This window comes from Hydrangea phyllody phytoplasma (assembly GCF_036985185.1).
Classification (GTDB): Bacteria; Bacillota_I; Bacilli_A; order Acholeplasmatales; family Acholeplasmataceae; genus Phytoplasma; species Phytoplasma asteris.
Map to the genome: position 1 here is coordinate 107383 of NZ_BSDA01000001.1, position 18552 is coordinate 125934.

Sequence of the window (18552 nt, forward strand, 5' to 3'; positions counted from 1 at the left end):
AAATAATTAATTATTTTGTATCATTATTATTGCAAAAATTTAATTGTTATAAATTATTGTTAAACTACAAAAAAATACAAAATATTAAGCAATTTAAGTTGGGGATTTTTAAAATTGGTTTTTTATTCATTAAAAAATACAAGGGTTAAGAATTATTGTTTTTGATTAAAGTTTTTTAATGTTTTTTGAATACGCAATTTAGCATCAAAGTCTTTTAAAGCATTTCTTTTATCGTGTTGTTTCTTACCTTTAGCTAAGGCAATTTCTAATTTAACTAAATTTTTATTAAAATAAACTTTTAAAGGAATAACAGACAATTTTTCAGTTTTAATTTTGTTTTGAATTTGGATAATTTCATGTTTTTGCAACAAAATCTTTTTAGTTCTATTTTCATCATATGCCAAACAACAACTAAAAGGATATTTTAAAATAGTCATATTCATTATAAAAGCTTCTTCATTTTTGATATGAATATAGGAGTTTAATAAATTAATTTTTCCTATTCTAATTGATTTTACTTCGCTTCCTAATAATTTGATTCCTGCTTGATATTTTTTCTTTTCTAAAAAATAATCATAAAATGCTTTTTTATTAGTGATAATTGTTTTCATAATTTAAACTTTTCCTTTGCAAAATGAAATAAATGCAATAATCAAATTTGAGTTAGTAAGTTTTTTAAAATAAGTTTGTTGTACAGTATATTTATCACCAATATTATTGTCAAATCTTTTCTTTTCAAACATTTTAATCAAATATTAATCAAATAATTTAATTACAATTGAGCCTTATTAAAACTGAAAAATGATATGGAGGCAAAACACAAATAAACTTTATTTGCAAAAATATAAGAAGGTTTTTATTGCTTTTTTTCTTTCTTTAAAGAAGGTTTAATAACTTTTTGATAAGTTAAAAGACTTGTTTCAATAGCACTAAATGCTGCTTGTTTATCTTGTATAGCTTCAATAACTACTTTTTTCTTTTCCAAAGCTTTGTAATTTTCAAAAAAATGCTTAATTTCTGCAATCATTGGCAAAGGAATATCTTTTAAATCTTGTAAATGAGAAAAATACTTATCAAAAACAGGAACTGCAATTACTTTTTCATCTAATTCATCATTATCAATCATTTTAATTACTCCCAAAGGACGACATTTTACCAAAGTCATAGGATCTAGGATTTCTTGAGATAACACCAAAACATCTAAAGGATCATTGTCTTCACAATTAGTTAAAGGAACAAATCCATAATTAATCGGATATCGAAAAGCAGTTGTCAAAAAACGATCAAGCAACAAAAGACCTGTTTCTTTGTCAATCTCATATTTTTTTTTACTTCCTTGAGAAATTTCAATAACTACTATAAACTCTTCTTTTGTAATTCTTTCAGGATTAATATCATGTAATATATTCATTTTTAAACCTCTTTATTATTTTATTTATTTTATAATTTGTTTTATGATATTTTTATTGTTTTATTTTTTTGCAATAAATTTTTATCTTTGGTAATTACAAAAGATACATTAAAATGCTTCCTGCAACTGCAACATTTAGGCTTTCGACATTTTGAGTGCAAATATTTACAAAATAATCAGAAAGGGCTTCTGTTTCCAAAGAAATCCCTTGTCCTTCGTTTCCTAAAACTAATACTTTTTTAGGATATTTTTTAGCATCTTCCATAGTAATATTGGCTTTTTGGGGAAAAGCACTAAAAATAGAATAGTTTTTTTCTTTAATTTCTTCTAAAAAGGATTTAGTATTGCCTCTTTTTAAGGAAAGCGAAAATAAGGCACCTTGGCTTGATCTAATAGTTTTTTCATGATAAAAATCAGCACTATGAAAACTGGCAAAAACTTGATTAAACCCAAAAGCACTAGCAGAACGCATTAAAGCTCCTAAATTAGCAGGGTCTTGAATATCATCCAAAACTAAAATTTTATCAGACAATAAATTATTCTCTGAGGTAGGTTTGCAAAGAGCCATTTGCTCAAAGACAGTTTTAGTTTGAGATAATTCTTTCATCAAAGAAGGCGCAATAAAAGTCCCTGGTTTTTCCTCATTAGAAGTAAAAACGGTAACAACAGCGTTGTTTTTTTGTGCTTGTTCAATGAGATGATCACCATATACTAAAAATTGTTGATATAAATCGCGATATTTTTTTAATTGTAATTTTTTTAATTTTTTAAAAGTATGATTTTGTTTCGATGTAATCATAAATGTTCCTTTGAATGAAATTAGTAAAGCATAAAAATATAAAATTAATTTGCATTTTACGCTCTTTTTAAATATTATTTTATTGAATATTATTTTATTGAATTGTTTTTTATCTTTTGTATTTTAATATTGACTTACAATTGTTTGCTCTGGATTTTGTTCGCAAAAATGCTTAATTGCTTCTTTTACATCAAAAAAACCATAATCACAGATATTAAATTGCAAATGTTGGTCTATATTTAGAGTAATTGTATTTTGCAAAGCATCATTTAATAAGGGAAAATAATCTATTTTTTGCTCTTCTCTTTTAGATTTTAGAATAGTTGGTTTAGTGGTGGGATTTTGAGGCAAATAAAGAGTACAACAATCATGAAAAGCACGAATAGAAATATCAAAAGTATCAATTTGTTTAGCTATTTTAATTATTTCATTTTTATCCATAGTAACTAAAGGTCTTAAAATAGTCATACTCGTTACTTGAGTGGTTGTCTGCATACTTTCCAAAGTTTGACTTGCTACTTGTCCTACTGATTCACCATTAATTAAACATAAATGATTTTTTTGAAAAGCAAATTGAGAAGCTAAACGATACATCATCCGACGCATAACATTAATGATATAAGAATCTAGAACTGTTTTAGTAATTGTTTCTTGCAAATATCTAAAAGGCACTAAATGCAATTTAATTTGATTACCAAAAGCATAACGACTCAAAACTTTAGCTAAATCAATTACTTTTTGGATTGATTCTAAAGGAGTTAAAGGGCTTGATTCAAAATGTAATAACTCTACTGTAATACCTTTTTTCATCGCCAAATAAGCAGCTACAGGAGAATCAATACCACCACTCATCAAAACAATTCCTCTACCACCAGAAGAAACAGGAAACCCTCCTAAAGCTTGAGTTTCATCACTTTTTAAATAAAGATAAGTGTTTTCTTTTCTAATACTAACATGTAAAATAACTTGAGGATTTTTAACATCAACTATTAATTTACCTTCAAACTGCTTTAAAATTAAAGGAGCAATTTGTTGGGTAAGTTCCAAACTTTTTAAAGCAAAACTTTTATCTTTTCTAGTGGTGTCTATTTTAAAAGAAGTATTTTTTGTAATTTTTTCTTGCAACAATAAACAAGCTTTTTGAACAATATCATCTAATTGTCTACTTGCTTGACTTACTACAACAAAAGAAGAAATCCCTGATACATAAGATAATCTTTTAAGAATTTCTTTTTCTAAACTTGCATCATAAATATATTCTAGATAAGCATAATCATGTTTAAAATACATTTGAACGTTGCAAAGGTCTTTAATTTTATTTTGTAATAATTGTCTTAATGTATTAATGAAAGCTTTTTTATTTTTTCCTTTTAAAAATAATTCTCCAAATCTAATTAAAATTTTTTTCTGATACATAAAGTTCCTCACATCAATATTTTGTGTATGAATATTTTTGAATAAATTATATTTAAATATCTTTATACACTTAAATATTAAAATATAATAACTTTTTACAGCTTAATTATAACATGAATATAACTATTTTTGTGATACAACTGCATATTGATAAGTTTTTGCCTTAAATACTGCAATTATAATTTATACATCCTCATTTATATAATATATCTTTTTCAACAAAAAAAGATTAACTTTTGCAAAAGTTAATCTTTCCATATAACAAAATATTTAATTATAAAATAATCTAAAAATAAAAAGGACTCCCACCAATAAATTCTTTTAACAAAGACTCATGAAACACTAAATTAGAATCCAAAGATTTAAAAAAACTTAACAAATTTAAAAAATACTGAGCTTTATCAAAATACTTACTTGTTTCAGGAATTTGCAATAACAAAGGAATTAAATATGGTTTCAAAACATTAAATTCATAAATTAATTCAGAATTGAAAACAAAATCAGCTTCTTGTTGATTAGGATAAATCCATCTAAACTCCCCTTTTCGCACAGAATCCCAAAACTCAAAAGTCCTTAAAATAGTAGTATTCCTAGAAATATAATCTCTTATAGCTCTTCTTAAAAACCTCACATCGGTTAAATGTAAAGGATTATGGAAATCTAGTGATAATTGATGTTGTGGGGCAATATAGATTTGAAATTTTTGTAATCTTGGAATAAAAGGAGTAAGTTTAGGGTTTATGGCATGTATTCCTTCTACCAAAATAATATGATTATGGGTTTGAATATCTTTTTGGGTATGACTACGAGTAACAAAATCAAATTGGGGAATAGTAGTCTTTTTGCAAGTCAGCAAATCATAGATATTTTGATTAAATAAAGGAATATTTAAGGCATCAATACTTTCAAAATCAAAGGAGATGCCATCTTTTTCTTTGGGAATATCTTTCAAAGGCAAATAATAATTATCCATAGCAATAATAAAAGTACAAATTCCAAACGCTTGTAATTGTAATTGTAATCTTTTAGCAAATGTAGTTTTTCCACTAGAAGAAGGACCCGAAATATTAATAATTTTAAGATTGGAGGCACGTTTAGCAATTTTAGCAATTAATTGTTGCAACTGATTTTGATGATTAATTTCTGCAAGATTAATTAAATTAAATTGACTTTGAGCAGTTTTGGCAAATTGATTAATTTGGGAAACATTTTGCATTTGAATAGTTTTTTTAAAAGCCAAACTTTGAGTAAGCATTTGTTCAAATAGAGGTTCTTGTTGAAAAGGAGGAATTTTTTCATCACTAAAAGGAGTTACAAATTGCATAACAAACCCATTTTGATGATAAAATAAATGATATTTATCTAAATAACTAGTGTTAGGAACTAAACCTTGATACATATAATTACAATAGTTTTGGCAAAAATAAAGGGTAGCAAAGGAAGGAGCTTTTTGTTTGAGAAGACTAATTTTATCCCCAAAGCCCAAAGATTGATAAATTTGCAAGGCTTTTTCAAGGAGCAATTTCTTTTTGGTAATATCTAATTTTTGCGATACTAACAAATGCATTTCTTCTTTAATTTTTTGAAACATTTCTGGCAAAAAGGTAATTTCTTTGGGAAAAGATACCAAAATACTAGAAGAACTATAATAAGTAAAATGTAATGAAATATTTTCAAAAAGTTTGTAAGATGCCATAGCAACTAAATATCTTAAACTAGCTTCATAAATATTTACAGCCGCAGCGTTCCAAGCGCCTAAAAAAGTAATTTGATTGATGGGGGCATGCAATTTAAAGGTAAGTTCTTTTAATTTATTGTTTACTTTGGCAGCATAAACATTTTTAAGGTTTAATTGATTTTTTAAAGTTTCTAAACTAGTGTTTAAAGGAACATTTAGGATGGTTTGATTATAATAAACTTTTAGCACGATTCCCTCTGATACTGATAATATATTAAAAACCTCAATTAAGAGGTCTTTTTCTAAATAAATAAAATTATTGTAATGTTTGTGAATTGCAATAAATAATATTGAAAAATAAAAAAAGGTAAAAAAAATAATTAAAATGTGGGGGCAAATTATTTGAGTGTTTCAAAGTTTTTAAATAAAGCCTTTATCTAATAATTGCTTTCTTAAAATATCTGCTTGGGAAAAATCTCTACATTTTCTTGCATCTTGCCACAAAAAATATGTTTGTAAGTCTGTTTTTGTTGGTTTGTTAAATGGAATTGTAATTCCTAAAATATTTAAAATTAATAATAAAGAGTTTTGAAATTGGGATAACTTATCCAAAATTTGGGTTTGATGGGCTTGTTTAATTGTTTGTTCCATTAAATCAATTACTTTATGAGTAGCCAAATCATCTTGCATTAATTGATGAAATAACTGCATTATATCTTGGTCTAAGGCTTGGCAAGAAAATTGATTAACTTTTAAATAAAAATTATTTTTAGTTAAAAAATCAGTTATTTTTTGGTATTTTTGTTGGGCTTGTTCCATCAAATCATAACTAAAATTGATTGGCTTGCGGTAATGAGTACTCAAAATTAAAAGCTTTATTATGCAAGGATTGTATTGTTTTAATAAATCTTTACACCAAATAATATTTCCTAAAGATTTAGACATTTTTTGATTTTGATAATCTAATCTTTCTACATGCATAAAAAAATTAGCTAGTTTTTGGTGGCTATGGGCATGTGTTTGGGCAATTTCATTTTCATGATGAGGAAATTTTAAATCTGTACCTCCTCCATGAATATCCAAAGGCAATTTAAAAAGTTGTTCAATCATAGTTGCACATTCAGTATGCCAACCAGGACGCCCTGCAAACCAAGGACTTGGGTATGTAATACCTTGCGAAGTTTTTTTCCATAAAACAAAATCTCCTGGAAATTCTTTTTGGGGGTCTAATTGTTTACGTGCATTTTGTTTAAGTTGGGATAAATCTTGTTTTTTGAGTTTACCATAATCATCAATTTTAGATACACAAAAATATATTCCTTGATCGGTAAAATAAGCAAATCCTTGGTCTAAAAGAGTTTGGATGTAGACAATCATAGAATTGATATATTGAGTAGCTTGAGGTTTAAAATTAATGGTTTGAATGTTTAGGGTTTTGAGGAGATTGTTGAAAGATTTAATATATTTATTGGCTAAATCTTGTTCCAAAACTTGGTTTTTAAGAGCATTTTCAATAATTTTATCATCAATATCAGTAATATTTACTACATAATATACCCTAAAATTAAGCATTTCTAAATATCTTTTCACTGTATCAAAAAAAATTAACGGTCTGGTGTTTCCTAAATGCAGGTGATTATAGACAGTAGGTCCACAAACATACATGTTAATTTGGGGCGGATGGGCAGGGTTAAAAAATTCTTTTTTGCGAGTTAAAGAGTTATAAATTTTTAACATTAAAGAAATCCTTTTTGTTTGGAAAATGGCATAAAGAAAAATGAGGGGGCAAATAAAAGAAAAAAATAAGGGTTAAATTGCGATGGAATGAATTATATAAAATAAAATGATAAGTAAATTAATTATGAAATATATAAATATTATTTTTCAAATGGAATTAATTAAAATTTTTGGGCTTGTTCTAAAACATAAGATAGATTTTTAAGTACTTGTTTTTTTCCTAACAATTCTAATAAAAGGGCGATACTGGGACCATGCATTTTGCAAGTAGTTCCGATACGCAAAGCCATAAAAAGTGTTTTTTTAGCAAAATCATTTTGGTTAGTAACTTGTTTAATGGAATTAGCAATAACATCTTTTTCAAATACAATAACATCAAAAACATTATAAAAAGTTTTTAAAATAAGGGTTGTTTGGGGATTAGTTTGTAAAAAATGTGTAGCTTCTTGCGATAAAAAAGGTGTTGATTGAAAAAAAAGTTGATAAAAATCTGTGATTTGTTGCATATAATTCATTCTATCTTGAAACAAAGCCACAAATTTAGTCATCCACTCTTTGTCATTTGTAGGAGCGGTTGTAAGAGCTAAATATTTTTTTTGCAAAATAAATGATGCAATTACTTCTGGAAGCAACTTTCTTAAATGTTGATTATTCAAATAATCTAGTTTAGTTTTATCAAACATAGCAGGAGCTTTATTGAGGCGTGCCACATCAAATAAATTAATTAATTCTTGGGGACTTAATATTTCGGTTTGGCTTAAAGGACTAAATCCTAACAAAGATAAGAAATTAAATAATGCTTGTGGCAAGTATCCTAATTTTTCATATTGTTCAATAAATTGCATAATATTAGCATCTCTTTTGCTTAATTTTTTTTTGTTGTCGTTAAGAATTAAAGTCATGTGAGCAAATTGAGGAAGATTCCATTGGAAAGCTTGATAAATCATAATTTGTTTAGGAGTGTTAGTGATGTGTTCTTCTCCTCGAAAAATATGAGAAATCTGCATTAAGTGATCGTCAATGACAACTGCAAAATTATAAGAAGGATAGCCGTTTGATTTGAGGATAATAAAGTCTTCGATTTCTTGACTTTGAAAAGTAAGTTTGCCTCTAATTAAATCATCAAAGGCAAAAGTTTGATTGGTAGGAACGCGAAATCTTATGGCAAAAGTGGTGTGTCCTTCTTGAAATTCTTTGTAAGCGAGATCTTGATCAAGTAGTTTTTGGGCGTATTTTTGGTAAATGGCAAGTCTTTCTGATTGGCGATAAGGTCCAAAAGGTCCTTTGATATCGGGCCCTTCGCTCCAATCAATTCCTAACCAACGTAAATTTTTTAATTGAGAAGCCTCGCCGCCTTCAACATTGCGTGAAAAATCGGTGTCTTCGATGCGGATGATAAACTCTCCTTGATTGTGTTTGGCAAACAAATAATTGAATAAAGCAGTGCGGGCATTTCCTATATGCAAAAAACCAGTAGGGCTTGGAGCATAACGAACTTTAATTTTTTTCATAGTTACAGTAAGGGTTTTCCTTTTAATTTAAAATCGATAGGGGAGGTGTTGGTGGAAAATTTAAAAAAAAGGAACTTTTTGACAAAGTTCTTTTTTGGATTAACGTTTGGAAAATTGTGGTGCTCGACGAGCTTTTTTTAAACCGTATTTTTTGCGTTCAACACAACGAGCATCGCGAGTTAATAAACCAGCTTTTTTTAAAATGGCTCTTAATTCGGGAACACTTTCAATTAAAGCGCGTGCAATTCCTAAACGAATAGCGCCTGCTTGAGCTGAAAGCCCTCCGCCGTTTACATTCACACTTACATCAAAAGTTTCTCTTTTTTCAGTTAATTCTAAAGGTTGAATCATTTCTAGGCGTGTTGCAGGTAATGGTAAATATTTTTCAAAATCTCTAGTATTGATTGTAATTTTGCCAGTACCATTAGTTAAAATAACTCTTGCCACAGCACTTTTACGACGACCAGTACCAAAATAATTTACTTTTTTCATCTAATTAAGCCTCTAAACTTTCTGGTTGTTGCGCTTGGTGATTGTGGTTTTGTTCGGCATAAACAAATAATTTTTTACCAATTTGTGAACCTAATTTAGTATGAGGAACCATTCCTAAAATTGCTTTTTCAACCATTTTTGTAGGAAATTTACGCATCATTTCTGAAGCTACAATTTTAGTTAAACCACCTGGATAACCTGAATGTTTGTAGTAAGTTTTTTGTTGCCATTTTTTGCCAGTTAAATGAATATAGGCAGCATTTACAACAATAACATAATCGCCATTGTCTACGTGTGGCGTGTAATGTGTTTTGTGTTTTCCTTTTAAAATGGAAGCCACTTTGGTAGCTAATCTGCCTAGGGTTTTGCCCTTAGCATCTACTAGGTGCCATTTAGGTTTTACTGTTGTTTTATTAGCCATTAAAGTTTTTTGATTGTTTTTTGGTTGCAATTGTTCTGTCATGGAATTTTCTCCTTATTATTAATGAAAAAATAGTGATTAATTTTATGTGTGTATTTGTGTTTTGTTTGAAAGCGACAAAAACAAAAGAGTTATGAAATCTTTTGTAATTTAGATATGAAATAGTCTTAATTATTATGAAATAGTAATTTTTTATTTTCAATATTCTATTAATATTTTACTAAAATAATGTCATTAAGTCAATTAAAAAAATCATTTTGTCAACTTTTTTTAAAAAAGAATGCATAAATTGTGTAAAAAAAATTGAAAAAAGAGGATAATGGTTGGATGGTTATCAGATAATTTTGATATTTTTTATATACAAATAAAAAGTCCCAAATTTACTAAACATTAAGGGAATTTTTAAAAGCAAAAGCAAAAGCTTTGCCTTTCAGCACTTCTACTAAAGCAAAAACAAAGTCAAAGACGGTTATAGGAGAACGCGAAGTTACAAATTTATCACTAATAACAGCTTTTTGGTCTGGCAAATAAGTACCTTCAATAAAATGATTACAAGAAGGAAAGCAAGTAAAAGGGTGATTTTTTAATAAATCTAGTTTGCCTAGAAACATGGGAGCGGAACAAATAGCTCCAATAACTTTATTAGCATCAACAAATTTTTGAATTAATTTTAATAAAAAAGTTTCTTTTTCAATAATTTGCGCTACGTAAGGTCCTCCAGGAATAACTAAAAAATCGTATTCTAAAGGATTAATAGTAGCTAAATTGGCATCTGCTTTTACACAAAGCCCGCTAGAAGACATAACTTCTAATTGGGGATTTAGAGTTGCAGTTGTTAAAGGAAGGGCTACGCGATTTAATAAAGCTCTTGTGACTAAAGCCTCACAATCCTCAAATCCGTCATATAAAACTAATAAACCTTTCATATTGTTCCTTGTTGTCTCCTTTTTAACTTTGTTATGCGTTTAGTTGCGTGTGTGTGTGTAAGTAATTTTTGGGGGTTGGGGTTGGTTTGAGTAAATTAAATGCAAGGAAATAAAAATAAAAAAATACCACAAAAGCTGTGATATTTGAATTATTAATTTTGGTTTGCTAAATATTTTACTAAATTACGTCTTTTGCTGTTTTTCATAAACAAACCTCTTTTAGAGTGAAAATCGTGAGGGTGTTGTTTTAAATGTTCACTTAATTGTTTGATTTCTGCTGATAAAATAGCAATTTGAACTTCAGATGAACCTGTGTCTTTTGCAAAACGTGAATTTTGTTTAATGATTTCTTGTTTTTGTTCTTTGGTTAATGCCACGTAAAAACTCCTTTTTTTAATTTAAATTTGGTTGAATTTGATAGGTTTTAGGTTTGTTGAAATTATTAATTAATGTTAAACTTTTAAAAACTGGCCCACATCAAGAACAAAAATCGTTGCTCCGCCCACAGAAACTTCGGTAGGAAAAGAATTATAAGCACTAAACTCATTGATGATATTGTTTGGAATCATTTGAGTTTTTTTATGAGAATGGGCTTTTATAATTTCTAAAGCTTTGGGTACTTGTTCTTCTTTGACTCCTAAAATAAAAGTTGCATTAGCTTCTTTTAAAAAACCTCCTTTAGTAGCTAATCTAGTTGTAAAAAAACTATTTTCTATTAAAGATTGTTGTACTTTGTTAGCATCGCGACTAGAAACGATAGCTATAATTAATTTCATATTATCCACAAGAGTATTATACCTTATTTTACTTTATTTGATGAAAAAAAAGACTAAATTGTGGAAAAAAATGATAAAAAAGTTGGTGAGAGGAAAAAATTTGGTAAAAAATGGATGTAATTAGCGTTTATCAAGGGCAAAAGCAATGCGATTTCCTAAAAAATAAACTGTTTGAGTTAAAATAAAGGTAAGCAAAACAGATACTATAATTAAATCAAAGCGAGTAAAAAAAGGTTCAAAATCATAATGTCCGTTATAGCCATTATCAATTGCCACTGCTGCAATACCTTGATGCCCTACAATTTGCAAAACAGAAGAATAAGCAAGGGAAGTGATAAAAAGAGAAGCTAGTTTTAAAATGATATCAGAACGGGTTTCTGTTAACAAAAATTTAGTCACAAATTGAAATTTAGTTGCTCCAAAACTAAATGATGTTTGGTATAATTCTGGATTAGTAGTTAAAAAAGCTTGTTCACAATGACGAGCAAAAAGAGGAGCAATAGCTAAGACTAAGAAAAAAAGGGCAGCACCAAAGCCATAACCCATGCGAAAATAAGGGATTAAAATTAATTTTAGTAATAAAACAATTAAGATTAAAAAAGGAGTAGAAATGAAAAAATTCATCAAACTATTTAAAATCCAATATCTTTTATAATGTTTTTGTATTTTGAATAAATATAATAAAACTCCTAAAATAAGCCCTAGAAAAAAAGCAATAAAACAACCTATTAAAGTAATTTTAAGAGTTTCTTTAAAACCATTCCATACCAATTGATTTTTAGCTAAAACATTCCACAAACGAATAAAAATATTATTTTCCATTGAGTTTTTCCATTAATTAGAAGCAGGAGCAGCGCCTGTTTTGCCTAAATATTTATCTTTAATGTTTTTACTTATTTGTTTAACTTCTTGTCTTGGAATCATATAAAAATTGGTTGCAAATTGGCTTTTTTCCATATATGCAATAGCTTCTTCTTCTTTTAAAATATCTTGTAAAATTTTAATTTTCCAGTTATTTTTATTATTGTTAGTAGTCACTAAAGAAATGGTATAAGAATAAATAATATCATCTAAATTAGTGGGTTTTTGCATTATTCCTAGTGATATAAAATTATTTATTCCCAATCCCATAAGAGTAGGATAATTAAGACATAAATCAAAATCATTAGGAGCAAGAAATCTAGATGTAATTGTCATTAAATCCGATTCAGTAGTGTATTCTATGTCAGGATATAAATTAGTAGATTTAAAATCTGTAGTTTTTAAATTAAATTGTTCTTCAGTGCTAAGAGTGCGTTTTGGGTTTATTTCTTCAATAATTTTTAATTCTTGCAACACGCGCAAAGCTAAAGAACGTTGAAAATTGTCTTGTGGAATCAAAATTTTAAGTTTGTTAGGATGATTGTTTTTTTTAATTCCTTCTAAATTATTAAAAGCATTAGGTTTAGCAAAAAGCCCAAATTTAGCTAAATAAACTACTTGGCTAAACGTTAATTTATCTTGATCTGGAATATTTGGATTTTCTTTATTAAAAATATTTAAATCATGTACATGAGCGTCTAATTTAGCATCAACTTTTTTGTTTAAAAGTAATTCATTGGTTTGTTTAAATCTAGAACTTATATATTGAACATCTAAATCAATATTGTATTCTTTTAAACGGTCTTTGGCATATTCTTCTAAAAAATATTTAATAGTTGGCAGAGCAGTTGCTACTGTTAATTTATGGTTTTTTTGGTTGGAAGGGGTATGAGCTAAAGATTTTTTAGCATCCCAAAGAAAATAACCCAAAAGCAAATTACACAAAAGAGAAATAGTTAATAAGGCAAATAATAGATTTTTTTTAGTTTTGGAAGATAAAGAGGATAGTTTAAACATGTAATGTGTCTTTTTTCTAAGTGATTTTATTTATTAATATTTTGTTGGACAAAAACATTTGTATGATAAAAAAGGATAAGAAAAAGGATAAAATTTAGATAAAAATGTTTTGATAAGAAGTAGCTTCAAATTTACAAGAAGGATTAAGGGTAGCAATTTTAGCTAATTTTCCTTGCTCCAAAATAGCTACACAATGGCACAAACTTTTAATTACTGCAACATTATGAGAAACCAAAACAATGGTAGTTTTTAGTTTTTGATTGGTTGTTTGCAATAACTTCAAAATCTCTTGACTTGTCATTTCATCCAGGGCAAAAGTAGGCTCGTCACAAAAAATAATTTTAGGCTCGTAAACTAAGGCACGTGCAATGGCTACACGTTGTTTTTGTCCGCCCGAAAGCGTTTTAGGATAGGCAGTTGCAAATTGGCAAAGTCCTACAAAATCTAACATTTTATTTACTTTAGTAGTAATTTGTTCTTCGGGAGTGCTTCTTATTTCTAAAGGAAGAGCCACATTTTCAAAAACATTTAAATTACTCAAAAGATTAAAATTTTGAAAAATCATAGCACTTTCTAGATGACTAAAAGCTTTTTGCATGGAAGAATTAGCATTTTTATCAGGCAACATAAATCCATTCATAATTTTTAATAAAGTAGTTTTGCCAGAACCCGAAGTTCCTACTAACCCAAAGATTTCGCCTTTCAAAACTGCAAGTGAAATGTTTTGTAAAACTGGAAGTTTTTCTTTTTTAAGGAAAAAAGTTTTCGAAAGATTATTAATTTTAATCATAAATAATTCCTTATTTATTGTTTTTTTAATTTAAATGATTGTAAAATTGGAAAGTGAGTGAAAAAAATAAAAAGTTTAAAACACAAATGATAAAGTAAAGAGAAAAAAGTTTAAAGCATTAATTGGAGTTGTTAAGAGATTGTAAAAGCTTTTCAAAATTAGCAGGTAAGGGTGCTTCTAAAATAAGATTTTGATTGGTGATAGGGTGGTTGAATTTTAACATTTTGGCATGCAAAAATTGACCTAAAGGAGTAATATGGTGTGATGAACCATAAAGTAGATCTCCTATAATAGGACGTTTGAGGAAGGAAAAATGTGCTCTTAGTTGATGAGTTCTTCCTGTTTCCAAATTAAATTCCATCAAAGAAAAGTGAGAAAAACGTTGCAAAGTTTTAAAATGAGTAACAGCAGTTTTACCGTCTGGAATAACTTGCATTTTTAATCGATTATGAGGATTTCTTCCAATAGGCAGTTTGATAGTGCCTTTATCTTCTAAAAAACCTTCAATTAAAGCCCAATAGATTTTGGTAATTTTTCTTTGTTGGAACGCAATTTGTAGTTTGTCGCTTACATCATTATTTTTGGCAATAATTAATAAACCAGTAGTATTTTTGTCAAGTCTATGCACGATACCAGGTCTTTGGGTATCTACATGACTTAAAGTTGCAAATTGGTACAACAAGCCATTAACTAAGGTTGTTTCTTGAAAACTTAAAGAAGGGTGTGCTACCAAATTGTCAGGTTTATTAATAACTGCTAAATAGGGGTCTTCGTAAATGATGTCTAAATTAAGATTTTGAGGAGTTTGTAAATTAACAGATTCTTGAGTTTGAGGGATAATAACTGTAATGAGGTCTTGGGCTTTGAGCAAATAACTTTTTTTCGCAGGTTTGGAGTTGACCAAAACTTGTTGTGCCAAAATTAATTTTTGACATTGACTTTTATTTAAATTAATGTGAGTCAATAAAAAATGATCTAAACGTTGAAATGCCTCACTGGCAGAAATAAGAAACTCTTGTTTTTCATTCATGTAAAAGGCCTTGTTTTCTAAAAGTTAAAAAAATGTAGTAAAAGAATGGGGTTTCAAAAATAAAAAAAAATAATAAAAAGGTTAAAAAAATCAAGAAAAAGCATTGGTGATAAATTTAAATTATCATAACGAACACCAACTCTAATCAAGCTTAAAATTGGTGTTAATTGTAAAGATATTTTTGATTTTTGCAAAAAACTATTTTTAGAAATGAAAAAATAGATTGGTTTTGGGTTTATTCGGAATCTGTTGACACAACTTCTGGAGAAGTTGTTTCCTTATTGTTTGGATTTGATTCGTTTGATTCTTGGTTGTCTAAATTGGTTGTTGTTTTCAATTCATCATTTAAAGGAGTTGTATCAGTGCTAGTTGTTTCGTTGTTGGAAGGCATTTGAGAAGTTGGTTGGGTTAGGTTGTTGGCTTCTTCTTTTTCTTTTTCCCACCAAGCAATTTTTCCTGTAGTTACAATTTCATCAATATCTCTTTTATTAAGAGTTTCAATTTCAAGTAAATATTTAGCGATTGTGTCAAGCAAATCTTGGTTTTCTTGAATAATTTGTTTGGCTTGTTGATAACAATTAGCAATAATTTTTTGAATTTGTTGGTCAATTTCTAAACCTTTAGGATCAGAAAAATCATTTTGGAAAGTATTTCCTGAATATTGCACTGGTCCTAAATCACTCATGCCGTATTTAGTTACCATCAGTTTAGCTATTTGCGTAGCGTGTTTAAAATCGTTGTAAGCGCCGTTAGAAACGTCGTCAAACATTAATTCTTCGGCAACACGTCCGCCCAGAAAGGAAGTAATTTGGGCTAATAGGGTTTTTTTGGAAGAAAAGAAAGTTTCTTCTTGAGGAAGCATTAAGTTGTATCCGCCTGCGTTTCCGCGGGGAATAATGGTGATTTTTTGCACTATTTGGGCAAAAGGAATTTTAATTCCAATAACAGCATGTCCTGCTTCGTGATAAGCTACCATACGTTTTTCTTTGTCATTGTATTTTTTAGATTTTTTAGCAGGTCCAATTAAAATACGGTCTAAAGCTTCGCTGATATCTTTTTTATTGATAAAAGTAGCATTTCTTCTAGTAGCTAATAAAGCAGCTTCGTTTAAGGTGCCTTCTAATTGAGCACCACTAAAACCTGGGGTTTGTTTAGCTAATTCTTCTAAACTAATTTCTTCTGAAAGTTTTTTATTACTTGCATGTAATTTTAAGATAGCTTCACGGTCTTTAACATTTGGTAAAGCAATATTAAAGTGACGGTCAAAACGTCCAGGACGCAAAATAGCTGAGTCAAGAACTTCGGGTTGGTTAGTAGCTGCAATAACAATAACACCCATTTTTTGGTTAAAGCCGTCCATCTCTACTAAAAGTTGGTTTAAGGTTGGTTCAGAACTGTTACTCCCACCAATATTGGAGCCTCTTTTTCTAGCAACTGCCTCAATTTCATCGATAAAAACGATACAAGGAGCTGCCAGTTGAGCTTCTTTAAAAAGATCTCTGACACGTGAAGGACCAACACCTACATAAACTTCATCAAAATCAGAACCTGAAGCAGCAAAAAAAGGAACGCCTGCCTCACCTGCTAAAGCTTTTGCAAGTAAGGTTTTTCCTGTACCTGGAGGTCCATACAACAAAACTCCTTTAGGAATTCTTGCTCCCATAGCAGCGTATTTGCGCGGGTTTTTTAAAAAGTCAATCAATTCTGACATTTCTTCTTTTTCTTCATCAGCTCCTGCTACATCTGAAAAAGTAAATCTTTTTTGATTGATAATAACTTTGCGACTTTTAGAACCTTTTTTACCAGGGGCTGATGCCAAAATTTCTTGTCCCATTTGTTTGATAGTATCGGCAAAAAAGAGAAAAAAACAGTAAAAAATTAACATTGTTAAACATTGTCTAAATACCCAAACAACAGGTTCATAACCATTCCAAGGTCTAGGATCTACAGAATCAATTTTATATTTGGGGTTTGGTTTTTTGTCAAATACTTTTTCACAAGGAATATTAAAAAAATCAATTTCTTTACCGTCTGTAGTAGTAACTACAACATTACAAAAATATGAATTAAAATAGTGAGGTTCATAAATAATTTTTTCAATTTTGTTATCTTTTGCAAGTTCATCAAATGTATTGTTATCTTTTTTTGCATTCTTAGTAAAATAACAATAAATAAAAGTGGCAACTATTAAAATTAAAGCAAAATAAAGGACGCGCATATTGAATTTTTTAAAAATTTTATCAAAAAATGACATAAATTAACCTTTCTTGCAAGAAATTATCTTTGAGTTAAACATTGAAATCAAATATTTTAATTTTTGGAGTTTAATTTGGGATGGATGTAATTTCTGCATTTATTTTTTTGGATTCTCATTTTTAATTTGTTTGAGAAAAACAATTTGAAGAAGTAAAAAAGTTTTTAAAAGCTAAATAAATCTTGGATTGGTTTCCTAAAGTTAGGTTGATATATAAGTGAGGAATAAATAAAATATTGTCTAGATTGTCTACTACTAACCATAAATTATTTCTTTGAGTAAGGGGCACTTTTTTTTCAATTAAAAATTTTTTCAATTTTTTAGTGCCAAAACTAAATTTTAATGTGTCTTTTGGTTGGCGCAAACGCACTTTTAAAGGAAAACTAACTTTTTGAAGATTATAATTGAGGGATTGTAACGAAGGAGAAATGCAAGCAAGACAAAGATTACATGTAGAAACACACAACAAAGGTTTTGACAAAGCAAAGGAAAGTGGTGGTGCAGGACTCATTAATGTAATGTGCTTGTAATCTTTAATTAAATGCCACTCAAAATTAAGATGCCAAGATAAATTAGGCTTATAAGGATTGTTAATGCCTTTGATGATATTTTGGATAAAAATAAAACTTTTAGTAATATTTTGTTGTTCTAATAATAATAAAATGATATCTTTTTGAATAACTAAATCAAGGTTTAAAAAAGGTGCAAGCGCAAAAGAGTTTGGTGAGTTACAACTATGATTTGTGTGTTTTGTAAGAAATAAAAGAGTTTGTTTGCGAATAAAATTATAGGCTTGCAAAAGAGTTTGTTGGTATTTTGGGATATTTTGCAAAAAACTAGTTTGGGTTTTTAAGTAAGGAATAACTTGGTGCCTGATTTGGTTTCTTTGATAAGTGAAGTTTTGATTGGTGTAATCTTCCAAAAAAGGGATTTGGTAAAAAGCAGCATAACTTATGATTTTGGCTTTGGGAACGTATAAAAAAGGTTTTAAAAAAATGAAATCTTGCCAAGAAGTTTGGATCTGCATGCCACTATAACCTAGCAAAGTGCTGCTTCTAGTTATTTTTTGTAAAATAGTTTCTGCCAAATCATCTAAATGATGGGCTGTTAAAATAAAAGGAGTTTGGTGCTTTGTAGCTATTTGCATTAATTTTTGTTGTCTTAATAAACGTGCTTGGGCTTGAAAGTTTTTTTGGGGGCAGTTAAGTTCAAAATAATGGAAACAAAGGGAGTTTTGCAGGCAATAACTTTGGACTAATTCTTTATCTTTCCAAGCATTAGGGCGCGCTAAATGGTTGAAATGCACAACTTGCAGTTTTATTTTTTGTGCCACCAAACAATGAAGTAAAGCCATTGAATCAACGCCGCCACTTACAGCTATAATATAGGTTTGATTGGCATCTAGACTACAAGCAAGTTTGATAGTTTTCATG

Annotated in this window: 18 protein-coding genes; all 18 read right to left on the reverse strand. The window is 28.7% G+C overall.

Features of this window, described 5'->3' with window-relative positions; all coding sequences use genetic code 11:
• Positions 1-152: 152 nt before the first annotated feature.
• The 18 genes from smpB to tilS all read right to left on the reverse strand — a co-directional run bounded on the left by smpB (position 153) and on the right by tilS (position 18551).
• Entirely contained in the window at positions 153-611 is a 459-nt protein-coding gene (smpB, locus tag AACP42_RS00605; protein WP_212775348.1) for an SsrA-binding protein SmpB, read from the reverse strand.
• A 245-nt stretch (positions 612-856) separates the two neighbouring features.
• The gene (locus tag AACP42_RS00610; RefSeq protein WP_212509133.1) at positions 857-1411 is read right to left on the reverse strand and encodes an inorganic diphosphatase; all 555 of its coding nucleotides are present in this window, start codon (positions 1409-1411) and stop codon (positions 857-859) included.
• A 94-nt stretch (positions 1412-1505) separates the two neighbouring features.
• The gene (locus AACP42_RS00615; RefSeq protein ID WP_212775349.1) at positions 1506-2210 is read right to left on the reverse strand and encodes a TrmH family RNA methyltransferase; all 705 of its coding nucleotides are present in this window, start codon (positions 2208-2210) and stop codon (positions 1506-1508) included.
• A 123-nt stretch (positions 2211-2333) separates the two neighbouring features.
• Positions 2334-3626 carry a tRNA uracil 4-sulfurtransferase ThiI gene (gene thiI / locus AACP42_RS00620; RefSeq protein WP_249402807.1) on the reverse strand — a complete coding sequence of 431 codons (1293 nt, stop codon included), beginning with the start codon at positions 3624-3626 and terminating at the stop codon, positions 2334-2336.
• Positions 3627-3912: 286 nt separating this feature from the next.
• Positions 3913-5553 carry a nucleoside kinase gene (locus AACP42_RS00625; protein WP_212775351.1) on the reverse strand — a complete coding sequence of 547 codons (1641 nt, stop codon included), beginning with the start codon at positions 5551-5553 and terminating at the stop codon, positions 3913-3915.
• Positions 5554-5724: 171 nt separating this feature from the next.
• A complete protein-coding gene (cysS, locus tag AACP42_RS00630) occupies positions 5725-7041 on the reverse strand; it encodes a cysteine--tRNA ligase (RefSeq protein ID WP_212775352.1) in 1317 nt (438 codons plus the stop codon).
• A gap of 161 nt (positions 7042-7202) precedes the next feature.
• The gene (gltX, locus tag AACP42_RS00635; RefSeq protein ID WP_212775353.1) at positions 7203-8552 is read right to left on the reverse strand and encodes a glutamate--tRNA ligase; all 1350 of its coding nucleotides are present in this window, start codon (positions 8550-8552) and stop codon (positions 7203-7205) included.
• Positions 8553-8651: 99 nt separating this feature from the next.
• A complete protein-coding gene (gene rpsI / locus AACP42_RS00640; RefSeq protein ID WP_212775354.1) occupies positions 8652-9044 on the reverse strand; it encodes a 30S ribosomal protein S9 in 393 nt (130 codons plus the stop codon).
• 4 nt (positions 9045-9048) lie between these two features.
• Positions 9049-9507: a 50S ribosomal protein L13 gene (gene rplM, locus AACP42_RS00645; protein WP_212775355.1), complete on the reverse strand. Its 459-nt coding sequence runs from the start codon at positions 9505-9507 to the stop codon at positions 9049-9051.
• Positions 9508-9848: 341 nt separating this feature from the next.
• A complete protein-coding gene (locus AACP42_RS00650) occupies positions 9849-10391 on the reverse strand; it encodes a DJ-1/PfpI family protein (protein ID WP_212775356.1) in 543 nt (180 codons plus the stop codon).
• A 152-nt stretch (positions 10392-10543) separates the two neighbouring features.
• The gene (gene rpsO / locus AACP42_RS00655; RefSeq protein WP_034172201.1) at positions 10544-10768 is read right to left on the reverse strand and encodes a 30S ribosomal protein S15; all 225 of its coding nucleotides are present in this window, start codon (positions 10766-10768) and stop codon (positions 10544-10546) included.
• A gap of 75 nt (positions 10769-10843) precedes the next feature.
• Complete coding sequence (locus AACP42_RS00660) at positions 10844-11167, reverse strand: cyclic-di-AMP receptor (protein WP_212775394.1); 324 nt, start codon at positions 11165-11167, stop codon at positions 10844-10846.
• A 120-nt stretch (positions 11168-11287) separates the two neighbouring features.
• Positions 11288-11989, reverse strand: coding sequence for an ABC transporter permease subunit (locus AACP42_RS00665; protein WP_212775357.1), 702 nt, complete (start codon positions 11987-11989; stop codon positions 11288-11290).
• 12 nt (positions 11990-12001) lie between these two features.
• On the reverse strand, positions 12002-13045 hold the full coding sequence (locus AACP42_RS00670; RefSeq protein WP_212775358.1) for a MetQ/NlpA family ABC transporter substrate-binding protein: 1044 nt from the start codon (positions 13043-13045) through the stop codon (positions 12002-12004).
• A 94-nt stretch (positions 13046-13139) separates the two neighbouring features.
• Positions 13140-13835 carry an ATP-binding cassette domain-containing protein gene (locus AACP42_RS00675; protein WP_212775359.1) on the reverse strand — a complete coding sequence of 232 codons (696 nt, stop codon included), beginning with the start codon at positions 13833-13835 and terminating at the stop codon, positions 13140-13142.
• A 118-nt stretch (positions 13836-13953) separates the two neighbouring features.
• Positions 13954-14865, reverse strand: coding sequence for an RluA family pseudouridine synthase (locus AACP42_RS00680; protein WP_212775360.1), 912 nt, complete (start codon positions 14863-14865; stop codon positions 13954-13956).
• A gap of 235 nt (positions 14866-15100) precedes the next feature.
• Positions 15101-17119 (reverse strand): ATP-dependent zinc metalloprotease FtsH, encoded by a 2019-nt coding sequence (ftsH, locus tag AACP42_RS00685; protein ID WP_212775361.1) that lies wholly within the window; start codon positions 17117-17119, stop codon positions 15101-15103.
• Positions 17120-17240: 121 nt separating this feature from the next.
• Positions 17241-18551: a tRNA lysidine(34) synthetase TilS gene (gene tilS, locus AACP42_RS00690; protein ID WP_212775362.1), complete on the reverse strand. Its 1311-nt coding sequence runs from the start codon at positions 18549-18551 to the stop codon at positions 17241-17243.
• Position 18552: the final 1 nt, after the last annotated feature.